General features: G+C 60.1%; 15 protein-coding genes and 2 tRNA genes. 11 read left to right on the top strand and 6 right to left on the bottom strand.

The features are described from left to right. Window positions 1–3: 3 nt before the first annotated feature. From P5540_02805 to P5540_02780, 6 genes are all read right to left on the bottom strand, one after another. Window positions 4–1,641, bottom strand: a complete 1,638-nt coding sequence (locus tag P5540_02805) for an SGNH/GDSL hydrolase family protein (GenBank protein HRT63731.1) — start codon at window positions 1,639–1,641, stop codon at window positions 4–6. Window positions 1,642–1,774: 133 nt separating this feature from the next. Further along, window positions 1,775–2,836 (bottom strand): Gfo/Idh/MocA family oxidoreductase, encoded by a 1,062-nt coding sequence (locus P5540_02800; protein ID HRT63730.1) that lies wholly within the window; start codon window positions 2,834–2,836, stop codon window positions 1,775–1,777. Between the two features lie 70 nt (window positions 2,837–2,906). Next, a complete protein-coding gene (locus tag P5540_02795; protein ID HRT63729.1) occupies window positions 2,907–3,770 on the bottom strand; it encodes an endonuclease/exonuclease/phosphatase family protein in 864 nt (287 codons plus the stop codon). A 99-nt stretch (window positions 3,771–3,869) separates the two neighbouring features. Beyond that, window positions 3,870–4,346 carry a PilZ domain-containing protein gene (locus P5540_02790; GenBank protein ID HRT63728.1) on the bottom strand — a complete coding sequence of 159 codons (477 nt, stop codon included), beginning with the start codon at window positions 4,344–4,346 and terminating at the stop codon, window positions 3,870–3,872. A 374-nt stretch (window positions 4,347–4,720) separates the two neighbouring features. Beyond that, window positions 4,721–4,806: transfer RNA gene (locus P5540_02785), tRNA-Leu, on the bottom strand. A gap of 57 nt (window positions 4,807–4,863) precedes the next feature. Further along, window positions 4,864–4,938 (bottom strand) — tRNA-Cys (locus P5540_02780). A gap of 285 nt (window positions 4,939–5,223) precedes the next feature. On the opposite strand from P5540_02780, the gene P5540_02775 reads away from it, so the two are divergent. The 11 genes from P5540_02775 to hemL all read left to right on the top strand — a co-directional run bounded on the left by P5540_02775 (window position 5,224) and on the right by hemL (window position 17,920). Continuing rightward, window positions 5,224–6,729, top strand: a complete 1,506-nt coding sequence (locus P5540_02775; GenBank protein HRT63727.1) for a PilT/PilU family type 4a pilus ATPase — start codon at window positions 5,224–5,226, stop codon at window positions 6,727–6,729. Between the two features lie 149 nt (window positions 6,730–6,878). After that, window positions 6,879–7,529: a bifunctional precorrin-2 dehydrogenase/sirohydrochlorin ferrochelatase gene (locus tag P5540_02770; protein HRT63726.1), complete on the top strand. Its 651-nt coding sequence runs from the start codon at window positions 6,879–6,881 to the stop codon at window positions 7,527–7,529. A 1-nt stretch (window position 7,530) separates the two neighbouring features. Next, window positions 7,531–8,484: a hydroxymethylbilane synthase gene (hemC, locus tag P5540_02765; protein ID HRT63725.1), complete on the top strand. Its 954-nt coding sequence runs from the start codon at window positions 7,531–7,533 to the stop codon at window positions 8,482–8,484. Continuing rightward, the gene (gene cobA, locus P5540_02760; protein ID HRT63724.1) at window positions 8,471–10,036 is read left to right on the top strand and encodes a uroporphyrinogen-III C-methyltransferase; all 1,566 of its coding nucleotides are present in this window, start codon (window positions 8,471–8,473) and stop codon (window positions 10,034–10,036) included. The genes hemC and cobA overlap by 14 nt, the downstream gene beginning before the upstream one ends. After that, the gene (ahbC, locus tag P5540_02755) at window positions 10,033–11,226 is read left to right on the top strand and encodes a 12,18-didecarboxysiroheme deacetylase (GenBank protein ID HRT63723.1); all 1,194 of its coding nucleotides are present in this window, start codon (window positions 10,033–10,035) and stop codon (window positions 11,224–11,226) included. The genes cobA and ahbC overlap by 4 nt, the downstream gene beginning before the upstream one ends. Beyond that, window positions 11,213–12,214: an Lrp/AsnC family transcriptional regulator gene (locus P5540_02750; GenBank protein ID HRT63722.1), complete on the top strand. Its 1,002-nt coding sequence runs from the start codon at window positions 11,213–11,215 to the stop codon at window positions 12,212–12,214. The genes ahbC and P5540_02750 overlap by 14 nt, the downstream gene beginning before the upstream one ends. Next, the gene (locus P5540_02745) at window positions 12,211–13,338 is read left to right on the top strand and encodes a radical SAM protein (protein ID HRT63721.1); all 1,128 of its coding nucleotides are present in this window, start codon (window positions 12,211–12,213) and stop codon (window positions 13,336–13,338) included. Before P5540_02750 ends, P5540_02745 begins: the two co-directional genes overlap by 4 nt. Before the next feature lie 39 nt (window positions 13,339–13,377). After that, window positions 13,378–14,226, top strand: coding sequence for a cytochrome c biogenesis protein CcsA (ccsA, locus tag P5540_02740; protein ID HRT63720.1), 849 nt, complete (start codon window positions 13,378–13,380; stop codon window positions 14,224–14,226). After that, entirely contained in the window at window positions 14,223–15,497 is a 1,275-nt protein-coding gene (gene hemA / locus P5540_02735) for a glutamyl-tRNA reductase (GenBank protein ID HRT63719.1), read from the top strand. The genes ccsA and hemA overlap by 4 nt, the downstream gene beginning before the upstream one ends. Before the next feature lie 72 nt (window positions 15,498–15,569). Beyond that, complete coding sequence (gene hemB, locus P5540_02730; GenBank protein HRT63718.1) at window positions 15,570–16,562, top strand: porphobilinogen synthase; 993 nt, start codon at window positions 15,570–15,572, stop codon at window positions 16,560–16,562. A 74-nt stretch (window positions 16,563–16,636) separates the two neighbouring features. Further along, complete coding sequence (gene hemL, locus P5540_02725; protein ID HRT63717.1) at window positions 16,637–17,920, top strand: glutamate-1-semialdehyde 2,1-aminomutase; 1,284 nt, start codon at window positions 16,637–16,639, stop codon at window positions 17,918–17,920. Window positions 17,921–17,927: the final 7 nt, after the last annotated feature.

The raw sequence follows: 17,927 nt of genomic DNA, 5'->3' as shown, positions 1-17,927 counted from the left end.
CGCCTATTGCCGGGGAAAGATCCCGGATGCGGCCAGATAGTCCCGAATGGCCTGCGCGACAAGTTTGTTGCCCCGCCCGGTCAGGTGGCCGTCCCAGACATGGTAGACCTCGTCAATGCGCGGATGGCTTTTCAGGGCTTCAACAATGGAAAAGGATGGAATTCCGTTCCGTCGCAACATTTCGTCGAACACGCGCAATCCCTTTCCGCGATCGTACATGCGCGGATTGAAGGACCTTGTGAGGATGCGCCATGCCGCGTCGTCCAACACGGGATGCGGCGGTATCGAAAACGCCGCAAACCGGATACGGTTCTCGGCGCACATGTCGCGTATTTGAGTCACGAACCACTCCAACAAGGCCAAGCCCTGATGAAGTTCGGGATACCATTCGTTCAAATCGCTTTCAATTTCGTTCGGCCTGTTTTCGCCGGGCGGCACATCCGGACGCGAAAAAGGCGTCGCCCATCGCAACGTGTTTATGCCATGCAGGACCCACGGATGGAGGCCGGTCTGGAACCAAATCTCGCGGTATAGGCGCGAATGGCGCTGCGCCGCATACTCGGCCCACATGGCGGGATGGTCCATGTGGCGCAGCGTTTCCAGAAGCACGTGCCAGTTCCGGTAATAGGCCCGCTGCCGCTTGCCGACATACTCGAGGCTGTTGTCAATATCGTTGACGGTGCACAGTTGCAAAATGACCACATCCGGCAGCAAGGCCAAGCCGCGGTCGCGCAGAATCCCCCATTCCTGCCACGGCCCGGCGCCCGTCATGCCGCCGTTGATCACGGAAATGCGTTTTAACGGATGGTCGCGGGCCAACAGCCGCTCCAGATGGCGCGCCATGCCGTCTTCTTCCTCGACGGCGAATCCCATGGCAAACGAATCGCCCAAGAGCAGGATGCGGAATTCGTCCGGCGATTTCGGGCCATATTCACGATCCCGAAATCCCTGCGCGGATATGCGTATCCCGACATACTTGTTTGTGTCGGGACCCAGCCGGATGCGTTGCTGCGCAACGGCACGCGGACGCAGCGTAAAAAGATATTCGGGATGGCGTTCATGGATTTGGCGGGCAGGGCGCGGTTCAAGCAAGATGCGGGCGCCGCACTCCGCCAACAGCAGGGAAACCATCACCGTCCCCGCGGCCAGTCCAAATGCTTCCGCGAAACGGCACGCCACGCGGTTTGCGAAAGCCGGTAGCGTGAAAGCGGCCATGAAGCAAAGCAAAGCAAGCAGCGCAGTGGAAAACAGAGGCACGCCCCGAACAGCCAATGCGGCAAGGAAGACAGTTCCAATCACACAAAAAGAAGGACGCACCCATGCCGCCCCGCCCGACAGGCAATCCCACACGAGAACCGGATGCGGAAACGTCCCCCGATAGAAAAAGTAAAACGTCATAAGTAGGACGCCGGCCAGAAAGAGGTCCCAAAATGGAACGTGCAATCCGGTTGCCAGGGTTGCCGCCGCGCACACCCCCCACCACCCAACGGCGCTCAATACGACCGAAACCGAAGCCGCCGCCAGCGCCATGGCCAGGATCATCCCCTGCCACAGGGGCGCTTGAAACAAGAGACAGCCCAACACGGCCATTCCCCACACCGCCGCCGCATGAACGAATCCCCCAAAAGCCTTTCGCTCCATTCCTGTTTATCCTGGAAGTTCCCGCTGCAAGATCATTGCCGGCGACAGAATCCTGTTTTATGCGACATCCACGCGGGGCGCGCGAAAATCAAAAAACAAACCGGAAAACTGGAATAACCGGTTCCCGATGGCTCTATTTTATCGCGATTTCCCTGTTCCTTGCGGAAGATTCGTAGATGGCGTCTATGATTTTTTGTATGCGCAACGATTCGGCGGGCTGGACACGCACGGGAAGATTCTTTTCAAGGCATTCCGTGAAGTGGCGAATCTCCATGCGGTGGCCCTCCTGCGCCGGCAGCCAGTCGAACTTCCTGCTCGTGAGCGCGTTGTGTTCGTATCCGTAGACGCCGGGCGGATGCGTTGTGATGCCGCCCTTGTCGCCGAGCAGGCTGACGCATTCGGTCTCGGCTGGAATGTTCGCGGCCCATGACACCTCGACGACCATCGTGATGCCCTTTTCAAAGCGCACGAGGCCGACGGCGTAATCTTCAACATCGAATTCCTTGTCGGGATACCCCTTGCCCCACGCAGCATTGCAGAGATCCGGCCGGTCGCCGAACATGCGGTAGACCTTTCCGGACGCGGCGATGGGTTTCGGGCACCCCATGAGCCACACACAGAGGTCCATCACATGAACCCCGATATCAATAAGCGGACCGCCCAAGGACTCCTTCCTGATGTGAAACTTTCCCCAGCCGGGAATGCCCCGGCGGCGCAAACAACGCGCGTTGGCCGTGTAGATGCGACCGAGTTCGCCGCTTTCGACCACGGCCTTGAGTTTTTCGGAATAGGCCTCGAACCGCATGTGCTGCGCGACCATGAGCGTGCGCCGGGCGGACTTGGCCGCGGCGATCATGGCCTCGCATTCCCTCGCATTCATCGCCATCGGTTTTTCGACAAGGACGTTAGCGCCGGCCTTGAGCGCGGCGACGGCGGCCGGACAATGGACACGGTTTTGCGTGCAGACGTCAATCACATCATACTGATCGTCGCCGAGCATTTTGTGGTAATCAAGATACATCTTGCGCGCGCCGAACTTGGCCATGGCCTGTTCCGCGCGTTCCTTGACAATGTCGCACACCCCGATCAACTCGACGCGGCCCTCGCCTTCCAGTTCCTTCCAATTGTTCAAATGACAGGCGTTCGCTATGCCGCCGCAACCGATGATTCCCACCCGCAATTTCTTCTTGGCCATCTCTTGATCCTCAAAACTCGGTTTTTGTTCGTGCCCGTTCCCGCAATCATGCGCGCGGCGCAATGCCGGCTCATGGATTGATCGTCTCCCGCAGCGCATCCGTCACCCGATCGTCGCCGGTATCGTAAATGCCCTCGTTTTCCACCCCGTCGCCGGTCTCGGTTATGCGCAATTCCGCCACATAGGGCGGATGATCCGAGGCGACCGCCGTTTCCGCCGTCGAAACGATGCGCGACGATCGAACATCAAAATCGCCGGAAACCAGGATGTGATCAATACGGGCGCGCCCATCTTGCATAGATGGAACGCCTCCCTGCGTCAGCGCGTCCTTGAGTCGCGTCAGCAGGAGCGAAACGCCGGGCCTCATGGCGCCCTCGTTCAAATCGCCGGCCAAAATGACACGGGAATTCCCAACGTGTTTCATGACGGCTTCGGCCTGGAGTCTGCGCTCGTTTGGTTTCAATCCGAAATGAGTATTGAACACTTCCACAGGTCCGGCTTGGGTCCGTACGACCGTCTTCAGACACCCGCGCGGCTCGATGGCCGCCGGATCGGGATTGGGCAGCGCGATGTTTTCATGCGACAGGATTTCGAGGCGCGTAAACGTCGCATTGCCGTATTCCCCGCCATCGAAAGCGTAGTTGCATTCGAACACGGCGGCCATTCCCAGCCGTTTCGCGATTTCAGCCGGGAAATCGAGGCGATTCGTCCGCGTGAGGTTCCGGTCGATCTCCTGGAGACAGACAATGTCGGGATTGGTTTCGCGGACGATCCGCGCGATGCGATCGAGGTCAAGTGCACCGTCCCGGCCCACGCCATGATGGATATTGTAGGTTATGACACGCAAACACACTTCGGCGTCGGCCACTGCCGCGCGATTCAGGCAGCAAACCAAACCAACAACCGCCAGCGTCATGACTCTTCCAAATTCCATGCGTCCTCCGCATGTTTGCAACGGCTTTCGCAATCCAAGGCACGCGCCTTTTTTTATTATGCGGATTACATTGTTACTAAAACCGATTCGATCACGGATTCAGAGTCCCGCGGTCTGTTCGAGTTCGGTCAGGAATTTACCCAATAACCGCCGATCCTTGTCGGACATGTGAGTGAACTGAACGCCGGACGCGTACCCCCCTTTTTGCGGCACCATTTTGACCCAGCGGACCGCGCTGTTGGCGTGAATATCCTCGCCGTCGCGAAGTCGGATGACCAGCGCGAGTTCCTGCCCCGTCTCGAAGCGCTGCTCGGTGAACAAGGACGCGCCGCCGGTGCTCAAATCGAGGATTCGACCCTTTACGCGCACGGACGCCACGTCCCACGTGTCGCCGTAACCCGACGAAACGCCCACCTTCACCGCAATGGCGACCTTGCAATTATGACGAATAATCTGCCGCCGCGCATGGCCCGCGCTTTCTCGTTTCGATTCAGCACCCGATTCCCCGCGCCGATCGAGCATGGACTGCAACTCGGCCACCCGCTTGAGCAATTCGCGATCGGCATGCCGACGCACCGTTTTCCGCCTCTCGTCCACAACCAATATCCTCCCGTTTTCAGCGCATCGTAGCGCACGCATACCGTTCGTTGCAATGCGTCGGGATCCGCCTTTTCCTGGACCGTTCGTTTCAAATGCCTGTGCTTTGATTTCAACTGGAAAGTTCATCGTTTTCGCCCAGATCGTGTTATGGAACAACTGGATGGCGAAATGCCGTGCGGGGCATCGTCGTCCACCATGTTCGCTTCGTCCAAGGGATAAACCGGAAACCTTCGGTCCCCACGACCGATTTCAGGAAACAAAACGACTCCTCGCTGCGGGGCTTTTTCGATTCGATGGACAGCCCGACGTCCAGGCCGGCAGGGCGACATGCAGGATATCGGCGGGACGATTGGTGGGCGAGGAGGGAGTTGAACCCTCAATCCCTCACGGGCAGCGGATTTTAAGTCCGCCGTGTATGCCATTCCACCACTCGCCCGAGAAAAAACCGGTCGCTACTGGGGTGGTCTTTCGGCGGAATGCGTCAAAAAAAAGTTGGAGGCGGCACCCGGAATCGAACCGGGAATACAAGGTTTTGCAGACCTTTGCCTTACCATTTGGCTATACCGCCTCTATGATTGGCATTGTAACCGGGCCGTCTGAAAAAGTCAACCCAACGTTTCGAGTAGATTTTTATTTGAGGCGATAGGCCAACGAAAAAAGCGTCCTTTTTTTGATCTCCTTTTTTCGGACGTGCTACACTTGGGGTTGCGTAAAGCAGAAATTCTTGGCTTCGACGCCGTGTGTGGGAAACATCCTTCAAGACGCGGACAAGGCTGGAATCGGTTCGCGGATCGCATTCATTATAAGAATATCGCCGTTTCGCGCCTTTTGGACTTACCGGACACATGGCCACGTGAGAGGTTTTTTCATGTTTCTGGGCAGCAAGTCCACCGATACGATCATGGATGTGTTCAAGGTTGGGTTGACCGAGTTTGCGCGGCAAAGCGGTCTTCCCGAAGAGGTCCATTTCAAGGCGCGCGGATGCGAAATTTTCGCGAAAGGGGCCAATTTGACCAAGCGCGTGGATGTCACGCGCATTATTTTTCCGCTCAAGCCCGGCACGGAAACCGGCGCCGTCACCGACGCCAGCAAGAAACTGCCTTTCACGATCCTGACGCAGATCTCCGAGGGCGTCTGCACCATCACGCTGCCGGCCTTTGAATGGCATCACCTGCCGAAACTGGCGCCTATTGACCGTCTCGTCGAAACTTTTGCTGAAAGGTCCTTGCGATCACAGTCATGGCATGTCAACGTCGTCTCCTATGTCCAGCAGGATTTCAACGTCAATCGGATGATTGAGGAAATGCAGGCGCGCAAGGCGTCCGACCTTCATCTGCGCGCCGGATCGCCACCGTATATTCGCGTGGACAACGACCTCGTCCCACTCGACATGCCGACGTTGACGGCCGCGGACATGGAAGAGTTCGCCCTACAACTCGGCAGCCAGTCCGAGATGGATCGCCTGGTCGGCGATCGCGAAACAAGCTGGCAGTTCCATCTGGCCGGCGTCGGATACCTCCGCGTGAGCGGATACTACAAAATGAACGCCGTCGGGCTGGCCTTGCGCATCATCCCCGAAGAACCGGTCCCCTTTGAACAACTCAACATCCCGATGGTCGTGCGCAACGTGGCCGACAGCCACCGCGGCCTCCTGCTCGTCTGCGGGATCACCGGCAGCGGCAAATCCACCACGCTCGCCTCGATGGTCGAGTACATCAACAACAAGCGCCACGCACATATCATCACCATCGAGGATCCCATCGAATACGTCTACAAGGACAAGAAAAGCATCGTCAGCCAGCGGCAGGTCGGGCGCGACACGCACTCGTTCGCCAACGCGCTGCGCGGCGCCCTGCGCGAGGATCCGGACGTGATCCTCGTCGGCGAAATGCGCGACATGGACACCATCCGCGCGGCCATCAGCGCCGCCGAAACCGGCCACCTCGTCTTCAGCACGCTGCACACCATGACGGCGGTGGACACCGTCAACCGCGTAATCAGCTACTTCCCGCAGGCCGAGCGCGACCTCATCCGGCAGGAACTGGCCTACTCGCTGCGCGGCGTCGTATGCCAGCGGCTGCTGAAGAAAAAAGGCGGCGGACGCATCCCGTGCGTCGAAATCCTGCTGGGCGGCAAACCCATCGTGCGCGACGCCATCCTCGACGCCGAGATTGACAAGCTGCACAGCATCATCGAAGTGGACGGCGACATGAAAACTTTCGATCAGCACTCGGTTGAACTATTCCAAGCCGGACTGGTTACCAAGGAAGAGGCCATGTCCGCATGCAGCAACGACGAGGCCTTCGAACGCATTATCTCCGGAATCAAATCCTCCGAAGGCCGGAAAATCCTCAAGTAAAACCACCGTCCGCCGGTTCCGGGGTGGCACGTGAAGCCGGACGTTTATTATTTCGTCCGCGTCTTGGAATTTCACGCGATTTACATGGTAAACTTTTGACAAATTGGGCTGTAAATCCGACGAGTCGCGAAAAATTTCCGGATTTCATCATGCGGTTATACCCACTTTATCTCAAGATTGACGGGCGGCGTTGCGTGGTTGTCGGCGGCGGGACGGTCGCCCGGCGCAAGGTGGCGTCGCTCTTGGACTACGGAGCTCGGGTCTCGGTGGTCAGTCCGGAATTGTGTCCGGAATTGGAAGATTGCGCCGCGCGCGGCGAAATCGAGGCGATCCGCCGGGGTTTCGAGGCGGGCGATCTCGACGGCGCGATCCTGGCCATCGCGGCGACCGACAAGGAATCGGTCAACCGGGCCGTTCTCGAAGCGGGACGGGCTGCGGGCGTCTGGGTCAACGTGGTGGATGTGCCCGCGCTTTGCGATTTCTATGTCCCGGCCTCCATTCGACGCGGGCCGATCGAGATAGCCATCGGCACGTCGGGCCAATGTCCGGCGCTGGCCAAGCGACTGCGCATCGAACTGGAAAAGGCGGTCGGGCCGGAATATGAACCCTATGCGGAACTGTGCGGCCGGTTGCGCACGGCCTTGCAGGCCCGCGTGCCCGAAGCCGAGCGTCGGGTGGCCGCGGAAAAGGAATTTCTCGACAGTCCGGCTCTTTCTTTGCTGGCTGAAGGGAAGGAGGAAGAGGCCGAACGGGTCATGCAGGAATGCCTGGCCCGCTGGATCGAACCGGAAGGACGATGAATTGAACAAGGTCTTGCGCATAGGCACACGCGGCAGCAAACTCGCCTTGTGGCAGACGAATTGGGTTGCCGCCCAATTGCGCGAGCGCTGGCCGAATATCCGGTTCGACATCGAAATCGTCAAAACCGTCGGCGATCAGGTGCAGGATCGTCCGCTGGACCAGATTCCGGTGTTGGGCGTGTTCACGAAGGAACTCGACAACGCCTTGCTGGCAAATGAGATAGACCTCGCCGTGCACAGCATGAAGGATCGCCCGACCGACACTCCGGAAGGGGTTGCCATCGGCGCCGTTCCGCGCCGCGTGGACCCGCGCGATGCGTTTATCGGGAAACAGGCGGCCCGGCTGTGCGATTTGCCGCCCGGCGCCGTGGTCGGCACGGGCAGTCTGAGGCGGCGCGCCCAGGCGCTGGCGCTTCGGCCCGATTTGGCCTTCACCGCCCTGCGGGGCAACATAGACACGCGCCTGCGCAAATTGGCCGAATCAGACTCGCTGGGCGGAATAATTCTTGCCATGGCGGGCGTTCAGCGTTTAAGTCTGGAAGAACATGTAACGGAGATTCTCGACCTGCCCCAATGGTTACCGGCGGCGGCGCAGGGCACGTTGGCGATAACGGTGCGGGACGGGGATATTGATGTGTTGCAGGTCGTGGACGCCATCGAGGATAAAAAAACGCGAGCGGCCGCCATCGCCGAACGGGCTGTGCTGGCACGGCTGGGCGGCGGATGCCACGTGCCGGTCGGCGCCTATGCGGAAGTGCGGGATGGCCGCATGACGCTGTCCGGATTGATCGCGGATTTGGACGGATCCCTTTTAGTGAGGGAAACGGTCGAAGGCCCGGTCGAAAAGGCCGAAACCTTGGGCGCCGCATTGGGAGACATGCTACTAGCCCGTGGCGGCCAAGGCATCATGGCGAAACTGAGTGCGGCACAGGAAACCAACCATGAACAAAACTGACGGCAGAACAACGCCCGCGGGGCTTGTGTGGCTGGTGGGCGGCGGCCCCGGCGATCCGGGATTGATAACGGTCAAGGGTCTTCGCTGCATCGCCGAGGCCGATTGTCTCGTATACGACAGCCTGTGCAATCCCGTGCTGCTCGATCACGCGCGGCCCGATGCGGAACGCGTTTATGTCGGAAAACGCGCGGGATGCCATGCCATGCCGCAGGATGAAATCAACGAAGTGCTTCGAATCAAGGCGCAGGAAGGCAAGCGTGTATGCCGCCTGAAGGGCGGCGACCCGTTCGTATTCGGCCGGGGCGGCGAGGAAGCCGCGCATCTGCGCAAGCACGGGGTGGCTTTCGAGATCGTGCCCGGCGTGACCTCGGCGATTGCGGTGCCCGCGTATGCCGGCATACCGGTCACGCACCGAGAGATGACCACGTCGTTGCGCATCATCACGGGCCATGAGGATCCGACGAAATCGTCAAGTGGCCTGGATTGGGCCGAAATCGCATCGAGCCAGGCCACGCTGGTATTTCTGATGGGGGTGAAGAACCTGCCGCACATCGCGGGACACCTTATCGAAAACGGGCGTGCGCCCGATACCCCCGCCGCCGTCATTGCCGACGGAACGCTGCCGACGCAACGGACGGTCGCGGCGACGCTGGAAACCATCGCCCAGGCCGTCGCCAGAGCCGGACTGAAGCCTCCCGCGATTTTGGTGGTCGGCGAAGTCGCCGCGTTGCGCGATGAACTGAACTGGTTTGAAAACAAGCCGCTTTTCGGACGGACCATCGTGGTGACGCGCGCCCGTGCGCAGGCATCGGAACTGGCCGCGACGCTGGAAAGCCTCGGGGCCGAAGTCATTTCGGCGCCCGTCATCCGCACGGAGAGCCTCGCGGATTCCGAACCCATGCGCAAGGCCGCGCGCGAATCGAGCCGGGCGGATTGGATCGTGTTTACCAGCGTCAACGGCGTGGACGCGTTCCTGGATGCTTTGAACAACGAGAACATGGACGCGCGCGCCTTGGCAAAGGTTCGCCTGGCCGCGATTGGGCCCGCAACGGCGGACCGCCTTCGCGCCCGCGGACTGCGCGCGGATCTTATGCCGTCCCAATATGTCGCCGAGGCGTTGCTCGACGCGCTGCTGGCGGAGGCCAAGGATGTGTCAGGGCTGACGTTCCTGCTGCCCCGCGCCGATCTGGCGCGCCCGATGCTCGCCGAAGGCTTGCGTGAACACGGCGCAACGGTCATCGAGGTTGACGCATACCGCACGGACGCGGAAAACCATTTACCGGCGAATCTGGTGGAACGTCTCGCGGACGGACGGATCGATCTGGTCACGTTCAGCAGTTCTTCGACCGTGCGGAATTTCGTAGACGCGTTGCCCGTGGAGCGACGGGCGGAATTGCTTCCCCTCATCCGCGCCGCCAGCATCGGCCCCGTCACGTCCGACACGCTTCGCGAGATGGGCATCACCATCGCCGTAACCGCTTCCGAGTCCACCATTCCCAGTCTGGTGGACGCCATTCGCGAGGCGTTTCAGAAAACGAGGTCCGAAACATGATAGGCATCAGCAAGTTGTATTGCGGGGGTGTGGAACCGTCCGACGCGCTGCGTTACGGTCGAAAGGCCAAGGATCTGCCCAGCCACCTGCTCCAATTTTCCGAGGACAAGAAACCGATCGTCGTGTGGAACTGCACGCGCCGCTGCAATCTGCGGTGCGTTCACTGTTATTCGCATTCGCAGGACATCGAATACGCCGAGGAGATGAGCACCGAAGAGGGCAAGCGCCTGATCGATCAACTGGCCGATTTCGGCGCGCCGGTCATCCTGTTCAGCGGCGGCGAACCGCTGGTCCGCAAGGATCTCTTCGAGTTGATTCAATATGCCACCTCGAAGAAACTCCGCGCGGTAATCAGCACGAACGGCACGTTGATCAAGCCCGAAGTCGCGAAACGCCTCCAGGATTTCGATCTGTCCTACGTCGGCGTCAGCCTGGATGGAACGGAAGAAGTGAACGATCGCTTCCGCGGCATCGAGGGCGCGTTCGCGCGCGCCGTGGCGGGCATTCGCAATTGCATGGAAGCAGGACTGAAAGTCGGCCTGCGTTTCACAATCAACGGGCGCAATGCATCGGAAATCCCGGCCATCTTCGACCTCGTCGAAAAAGAAGGCATCCCGCGCATCTGTTTCTATCATTTGGTGTATGCCGGGCGCGGCAGCGAACTCATCAAGGAAGATCTCGACCACGAACAAACGCGCAAGGTGGTGGACCTGATCATCGATCGGACCGCCGATCTGCACCGTCGCGGCATGCCCAAGGAAGTCCTGACGGTGGACAATCACGCCGACGGCGTATATCTCTATCTGCGCATGCTGCGCGAGGATCCCGAACGGGCGAAGCAGGTATTCGAATTATTGCAATTCAACGAGGGCAACTCGTCGGGCCGCGGCATCGCGTGCGTGTCCTGGGACGGCACGGTCCATCCGGATCAGTTCTGGCGGCACCTGGCCCTTGGCAACGTCCGCGAGCGTAGTTTCGGCGAGATCTGGACCGACGCGGGCAACGAATTCCTCATGAAACTCAAGGATAAAAAGAAATATGTGACGGGCCGTTGCGCGCGCTGCAAATGGCTTGATATCTGCGCGGGCAATTTCCGGGTTCGGGCCGAAGCGGTCACGGGCGATGTATGGGCGCCCGATCCCGCATGCTACCTGACCGACGAGGAGATTGGGATTCATGCCGCTGGATGAACTCGATCGACGGTTGCTCGACGCCATCCAGAACGAGTTTCCCGTCGAGGCCTGTCCGTTCAAGTCGTTCGGCGAACGTTTCTCGATTTCGGAAGACGAAGCGCTGGAGCGCGTCCGGCGATTTCAGCGCGAGGGGACCATTCGCGAGATAAGCCCGGTGTTCGATCTGAAACGGCTGGGTTATTCGAGCACGCTGTGTTCGGCGGAAACCGAACCGGATCGGGTCGAGGAAGTGGCCAAAGCCATCAATACCTATTCCGAAGTCACGCACAATTACTTGCGCGAACACGTTTTCAACATATGGTTCACGCTGATCGCGCAGACCCCCGAAGACATCCGTCGAATCTTGGACGAGATCGGGGCGTTGCCCGGCGTCAAGCGCGTGATCTCGCTGCCTTCACGCCGCATGTTCAAGATTGACGTCCATTTTCAGGCCGGCGCGGAGAAAAAGGCCGTGCATACAGCAAAGGTTTTGCCGAAAGACGCCGGCGGGGTCATTCCCTTGCGGGACTGGGAAATGCGCTTGATCGGTATACTGGGCGAACCGCTTCCGCTGGTATCGCGCCCGTTCGCCGCCGTTGCGGAGCGCGCCGGTATCGAAGAAGCGGACGTGCTCGACCGTCTTCACGCATGGAAGGCGTCCGGCGCGATTCGCCGCTTCGGCGCGCGGGTGGCGCACCACAAACTCGGGTACACAGCCAACGGCATGAGCGTGTGGCGTGTCGCGGAAGATGAAGCCGAAGCGGCCGGCCAAATCATGGCAAAGCAGCCCGAAGTGAGTCATTGCTATCTTCGCGAAACTCCTGCCGGATGGGAATACAATCTCTACGGCATGATTCACGGAACGAGCGAGGACGAAGTGCGGGCCGTGGCCGCGAGGATAGCCGAATTGACCGGATTGCGCGACTATGATGTGCTGTTCAGCGTCCGCGAATTCAAAAAAAGCGTTCCGCGATATTTTAACGAAGAACAGGCGGTTCCCTCATGAATGGACATCCCCATGGACACGGCAATCCGGACGAATTCGCCCCGCGCCTTATCGCGTGGGAACTGACGCGCAGTTGTCCGTTGAGTTGCAAGCACTGCCGGGCCGCCGCCCATCACGGCCCCTATGAAGGCGAACTGACGCTTCCCGAAATCCGCAAGGTCGTGGACCGTATCGCGTCCCGATTCAAGCCGATCATGATTTTGACGGGCGGCGAGCCGATGTTGCGGCCGGACCTGATTGACATTATCCGCCATGTCACCAAGGCCGGCATGCGGCCCGTGATGGCCACGTGCGGATCCCTGCTGACCGAAGAGAAAGCGGCGGCCATCAAGGAGGCCGGCGTCGAACGGATCAGCGTCAGTCTCGACGGACCGGACGAGGCCAGCCATGACGCGTTTCGCGGCATTCCCGGCGCATTCAAGTCGGCCATGGCCGGGCTTGAATCGGCCCGCCGGGCCGGACTCGAATTCCAGATCAACACGACCGTCACGCGATCGAACGTCGGCCAACTCGAGGCGGTGCTCGATTTGGCCATTGCGCAGGGCGCGGTCGCCTTTCATCCGTTCCTGCTCGTGCCGACGGGCCGCGGCAAGGGAATCCAGGACGAGGTCTTGAGCGCCGAGGAATACGAGCGCGTGCTCAACCGGATTTATGACCTCAAGTTGGCCAGCGCGATTCCCTTCAAGCCGACCTGTGCGGCGCACTACTACCGGGTCCTGCGGCAGCGCGAGGCGGAAGCCGGACGCACCGTTACGCGCGAGACGCACGGACTCGACGCCATGAGCAAGGGCTGCATGGGCGGGCTGAGTTTCGCGTTTATCGGACATCGCGGTGTCGTGCAGATTTGCGGATTTCTCGACGAGCCGGCGGGAAACCTCCGCGATGTGGACTTCGATTTTACCCGGATCTGGGATGAATCTCCCCTGTTCCTGAAACTGCGCGACTTCGCCAACTACAAAGGGAAGTGCGGCGTGTGCGAATATAGGCGCTGGTGCGGCGGATGCCGCGCGCGCGCGTACGGGTTGACCGGCGATTACATGGCGCCCGAACCGTCCTGCTCGTTCGAGCCGAAAGGTTGGCGAAAGCGGATGGCTGAACAGGCGCCCGTAAATAACGCGGGCTAATCCTAATCCAAAAGCGCAAGTCATGGGAGGCTTGAGAAGATGGTCGTAGCATTGCACATGGCCTTCTATCTGGGCTCGTTGCTGTATGTCTGCGCGGGCGCCTTGTCCTTGACGTACTTGTGGAAGGGCGATTCACGTGTCCTGCAACACGGCGTCCGGCTTATTTGGGGCGGAATCGCGTGCCTGATCGCGATGTTCGCGATCCGCTGGGCCCTGTACGGCCGCGTACCCCTGACCACCCTGTCCGATTCGCTGAGTTTGTTCCTGATCCTGTCGGGCGCGCTGATGGTATTCATCACGCGCCGGCACAACGTGTCCACCCTGCTTTCGTTCTACCTGGCGCCGCTGGCGGTGGTCGGCCTTGTCAATGCCGCCATCGCGCATCGTTACCTCACTGAAGCACCCATGCTCTTGCAACGCGCGCCGTTGGTCGTCCACGTCGGCCTGGCCTTTCTGGCTTATTCGCTCTTTTTCGCCGCGGGCATGACCAGCGCCGCCTACCTCTGCCACATGAGCCATATCAAACATCACCGCACGACGTGGCTGACCCGTCGCATGCCGTCGCTGCAGGAACTGGACATGATGCTCAGCCGCCTGCTGCTATACGCCTATCCACTCTTTGTCCTCACGCTCGCGCAGGGACTGGTCTGGGCATGGCTCGATCCCTCGCCGCTTGGACCGCAATGGTGGCTTGCCCCCAAGGTGCTCCTGTCCTTTGTGATGGTCCTGTTTTACGCGTGCGCGGTTCACCTCCGTTTTGCGGGCATGCTGCGCGGACCGAAACTGTCGTATCTTGTCCTGTTCGGATTCGCCGTTTTGTTGGTTCTGTATGTCGGACTTTCCCTGTTCGGCCTGCGCGGCTATCATTTTTGGAGCGGGCAGGCATGAGTCTCGTCGCCGTCGGCTTGAGCCACCACACCAGTCCCGTGGAAATCCGGGAACGGCTTGGTTTTCCCGCGCACACACTGCCCGGCGCCTTGCTCCATCTGTCCAAACGACTCGACAAGGCCGGCACGGTCATTCTCAGCACCTGCAATCGTGTCGAGATCTATGTGCATTACGCGGGCGAGGCCGCAGTGGCGCGGGACGAGATTCGCGCGTTTCTGGGGGAGTGGCACAAACTGCCCGAAGAGGAATTCAAGGATGCGTTGTACGAACACGAAGGCCGCGATGCCGTGGGGCACTTGTTTCGCGTGGCATCCGGGTTGGACAGCCTCGTTATCGGCGAAACACAAATCCTCGGGCAAGTCCACGATGCCTACATCGCGGCGCAGACTGAACAGACCGCCGACAAGGTCATCCATAACCTGTTTCAAAGCGCGTTCACGGTCGCCAAGCAAGTCCGATCGCAGACAGCCGTGGGCGAAGGCAGGGTCTCCGTCAGTTCCGTGGCGGTGGATCTGGCGGCGTCCATTTTCGGCAACCTGACGGGCAAAGCGGTGATGGTCATCGGTTCCGGCGAAATGGGCGAACTCACCCTGAAAAGTCTTCTCGCCCATGGCGTCCAATCGGTGTTTGTCGTCAACCGGCATCCGGAACGCGCCCAAGCGCTTGCCGAACAATATAATGGGGAAGCGTTGCCGTTCGAGACGCTCGGCGATCACTTGCACAAGGCCGACATCATCATCAGCACCACCGCCGCCCCGCGCACCATCCTGCACGCGGATCATGTTTATCAGGCCCTGAAATTGCGGCAGCAGGCGCCGCTGCTGGTCATTGACATCGCGGTGCCGCGCGACGTGGACGCGGACGTGGGCGATCTCGACAACGTTTATCTTTACAACATTGACGATCTCGAACAGGTCGTCAACGAAAACATCGAGGTGCGCCGCCGCGAAATCGAGCAGTGCCTGGCCATTACCGAACGCGGCGTGGATCAATTCATGAACTGGATGGGATCCTTGATTGTGGCGCCGACCATTACATCCATGGCCAAGGAACTGGAAATCATCCGGGAACGCGAAACACAAAAGACGCTGGCCGCGCTGCCGGACCTCACCGAAAAACAACGGTACGAAATCGAATACTTGACGAAACGCATCGTCAACAATATCCTCAAACGGCCCATGACCGAAATCAAGCACGAGGTCGGCCATCACGATCCCGGAACGGTCGTGCACCTGGTCAAAAGGTTGTTCGGCATCGAGGAAAGCATGTAGCGTATTGATCCGTCGGATCGGCCGGATCGGTCCGATGAGATTTGCTTGCAGGGCATCAAGGAGATTCAATTTATGAGTTTTCCGAAAACGCGGCTTCGCCGCCTGAGACGCAATGCGATTTTCCGGCGGATGGTCGCCGAAACGGTTCTGACGCCGGACAATCTGATCATGCCGTTGTTCGTCGTGCCGGGAACCGGCGTGAATAAACCCATCAAATCCATGCCGGGCAATGCGCAACGGTCCGTGGACACACTGGTCGAAGAAGCAAGAGCCGTCGAGCAAGCCGGCGTGCCGGCGATTATCCTTTTCGGCATCCCATCGCACAAAGACGCAAACGGATCGGAAGCGTACGCGGCGGATTCCATCGTCGCACGCGCCATCGAGGGCATCAAGAAGGCCCGGCTCGACTTGTGTGTCGTCACGGACGTGTGCATGTGCGAATACACCGACCACGGCCATTGCGGAGCCATCAAAACCAATCGCGACGGCGTGCCGGACGTGGACAACGACTCGACGCTCGAACTGCTGGCGAAGGAAGCCGTGGCCCATGCCCGCGCCGGGGCCGACATGGTCGCGCCGTCGGATATGATGGACGGGCGTGTCGGCGCGATTCGCAACGCGCTGGACGAAGCCGGTTTCAGTGAAATGCCCATCATGGCGTACAGCGCGAAATACGCGTCCGCATTCTACGGGCCGTTTCGCGACGCCGCCGAGTCTCCCCCGCAATTCGGCGACCGGTCGTCGTATCAGATGAACCCGACTAACGCGCGGGAGGCGATGCGGGAAATCGCGCTCGACATCGAGGAAGGCGCGGACATCGTAATGGTCAAACCAGCGCTGGCCTATCTGTACATCATCGCGCGGGTATCCGAACGGTTCGACGTGCCCATTGCGGCGTACCACGTCTCGGGCGAGTTCTCGATGGTCAAAGCCGCCGCCGCCAATGGCTGGATTGACGAGAAACGGGCCGCACTTGAAATTCTGACGTCTATCCGGCGCGCGGGCGCGCAACTTATTCTTACTTACTGGGCAAAAGACGCGGCCCATTGGCTAAATAAAACCTGAAACCGTGTCCTTTGGGGCCGTTCTGTCTTATTTATCAAGGACCCAACAGACGAAAAAGGCAAAAAGGAACCCGCATGAAATCCGACGTATCCGCGAAATTGTGGCGTGAAGCGAACCAGGTTCTTGTCGGCGGAGTGAACAGCCCCGTCCGGGCCTTCAAGGCCGTCGGCGGCAATCCCTTTTTCGCCGTATCGGGCAAGGGCGCTGTCGTAACGGACGCTGACGGCAACGAATACATTGACTACGTGCTTTCCTGGGGGCCGCTCGTTCTCGGCCACGCCCATCCGGTAGTTGTTGAGGCGGTGCGGAAGGCGCTTGAAAAGGGTTCGAGTTTCGGCATTCCGACCGAGGCGGAAATCCGGCTTGCGGAACGGATTCGCCAAATAATGCCTTCAATCGAGAAGGTGCGTCTCGTAAACAGCGGCACCGAGGCGACGATGAGCGCGATCCGTCTCGCGCGGGGATTCACGGGACGCGATCTGATCGTGAAACTCGAAGGCTGCTACCACGGCCACGCCGACGGCCTGCTCGTCAAGGCGGGCAGCGGCCTTGCCACGCTCGGCATTCCGGCGAGTCCCGGCATTCCGGCGGCCTATGCCCAATGCACGCTCACGGCGCCCTACAACGATCTCGACGCCATGCGGGCCGTTTTCGACACGCACGGCGCGAACATTGCCTGCATCATCCTCGAACCGGTCGTCGGCAACGCGGGTGTGATTCTGCCCGAGCCGGGTTACCTGCAAGGCTTGCGCGATCTGACGAAACGCCACGGCGCGCTGTTGATTTTCGACGAGGTCATGAGCGGTTTCCGCGCGGCGCTTGGCGGCGCGCAGGCGCGCTACGGCATCACGCCCGATCTGACCACACTCGGCAAGGTTATCGGCGGCGGCTTGCCCGTCGGGGCCTATGGCGGACCAGCGGCCATTATGGATCATCTCGCGCCGGTCGGGCCGGTGTATCAGGCGGGAACCTTGGCCGGCAACCCGTTGGCGACGGCCGCCGGCCTTGCGACTCTTGAGGTCTTGGCGGAGCCTGGCGCCTACGAATCAACCGAAAACGCGTTGACGCGGCTCGGCAAGGGACTGGCGGAAATTGCACACGAAACCAGCGTTCCAATTTTCCAGACGCAGGCAGGTTCGATGGGATGTCTCTTCTTTCACGAGGGTCCGATTCGCAACTACGCCGACGCCGCGCAGTCCGATACGGCCCGTTATGCGAGATTTTTCCGGGGCATGCTCGAACGCGGCGTGTACCTTGCCCCCTCGCAATTCGAAGCGTGCTTCACCAGCACCGCTCACACATCCGACACGCTGGACCGCACGCTGTCCGCCGCGCGAGACGTCTTCCGAACGCTCTGACGGCGTG

The sequence above is a fragment of the Candidatus Hydrogenedentota bacterium genome (assembly GCA_035450225.1).
Classification (GTDB): domain Bacteria; phylum Hydrogenedentota; class Hydrogenedentia; order Hydrogenedentales; family SLHB01; genus DSVR01.
Note: the sequence above shows the minus strand (reverse complement) of the source record. Positions and strands in the feature narration are given on the sequence as shown.

Bases quoted from the DNA above. Each gene is read 5' to 3' on its own strand.
- P5540_02805 (HRT63731.1), bottom strand. From the start codon at position 1,641: ATGGAGCGAAAGGCTTTTGGGGGATTCGTTCATGCGGCGGCGGTGTGG.
- P5540_02800 (HRT63730.1), bottom strand. From the start codon at position 2,836: ATGGCCAAGAAGAAATTGCGGGTGGGAATCATCGGTTGCGGCGGCATA.
- P5540_02795 (HRT63729.1), bottom strand. From the start codon at position 3,770: ATGGAATTTGGAAGAGTCATGACGCTGGCGGTTGTTGGTTTGGTTTGC.
- P5540_02770 (HRT63726.1), top strand. From the start codon at position 6,879: ATGCGGTTATACCCACTTTATCTCAAGATTGACGGGCGGCGTTGCGTG.
- cobA (HRT63724.1), top strand. From the start codon at position 8,471: ATGAACAAAACTGACGGCAGAACAACGCCCGCGGGGCTTGTGTGGCTG.
- ahbC (HRT63723.1), top strand. From the start codon at position 10,033: ATGATAGGCATCAGCAAGTTGTATTGCGGGGGTGTGGAACCGTCCGAC.
- P5540_02750 (HRT63722.1), top strand. From the start codon at position 11,213: ATGCCGCTGGATGAACTCGATCGACGGTTGCTCGACGCCATCCAGAAC.
- P5540_02745 (HRT63721.1), top strand. From the start codon at position 12,211: ATGAATGGACATCCCCATGGACACGGCAATCCGGACGAATTCGCCCCG.
- ccsA (HRT63720.1), top strand. From the start codon at position 13,378: ATGGTCGTAGCATTGCACATGGCCTTCTATCTGGGCTCGTTGCTGTAT.
- hemA (HRT63719.1), top strand. From the start codon at position 14,223: ATGAGTCTCGTCGCCGTCGGCTTGAGCCACCACACCAGTCCCGTGGAA.
- hemB (HRT63718.1), top strand. From the start codon at position 15,570: ATGAGTTTTCCGAAAACGCGGCTTCGCCGCCTGAGACGCAATGCGATT.
- hemL (HRT63717.1), top strand. From the start codon at position 16,637: ATGAAATCCGACGTATCCGCGAAATTGTGGCGTGAAGCGAACCAGGTT.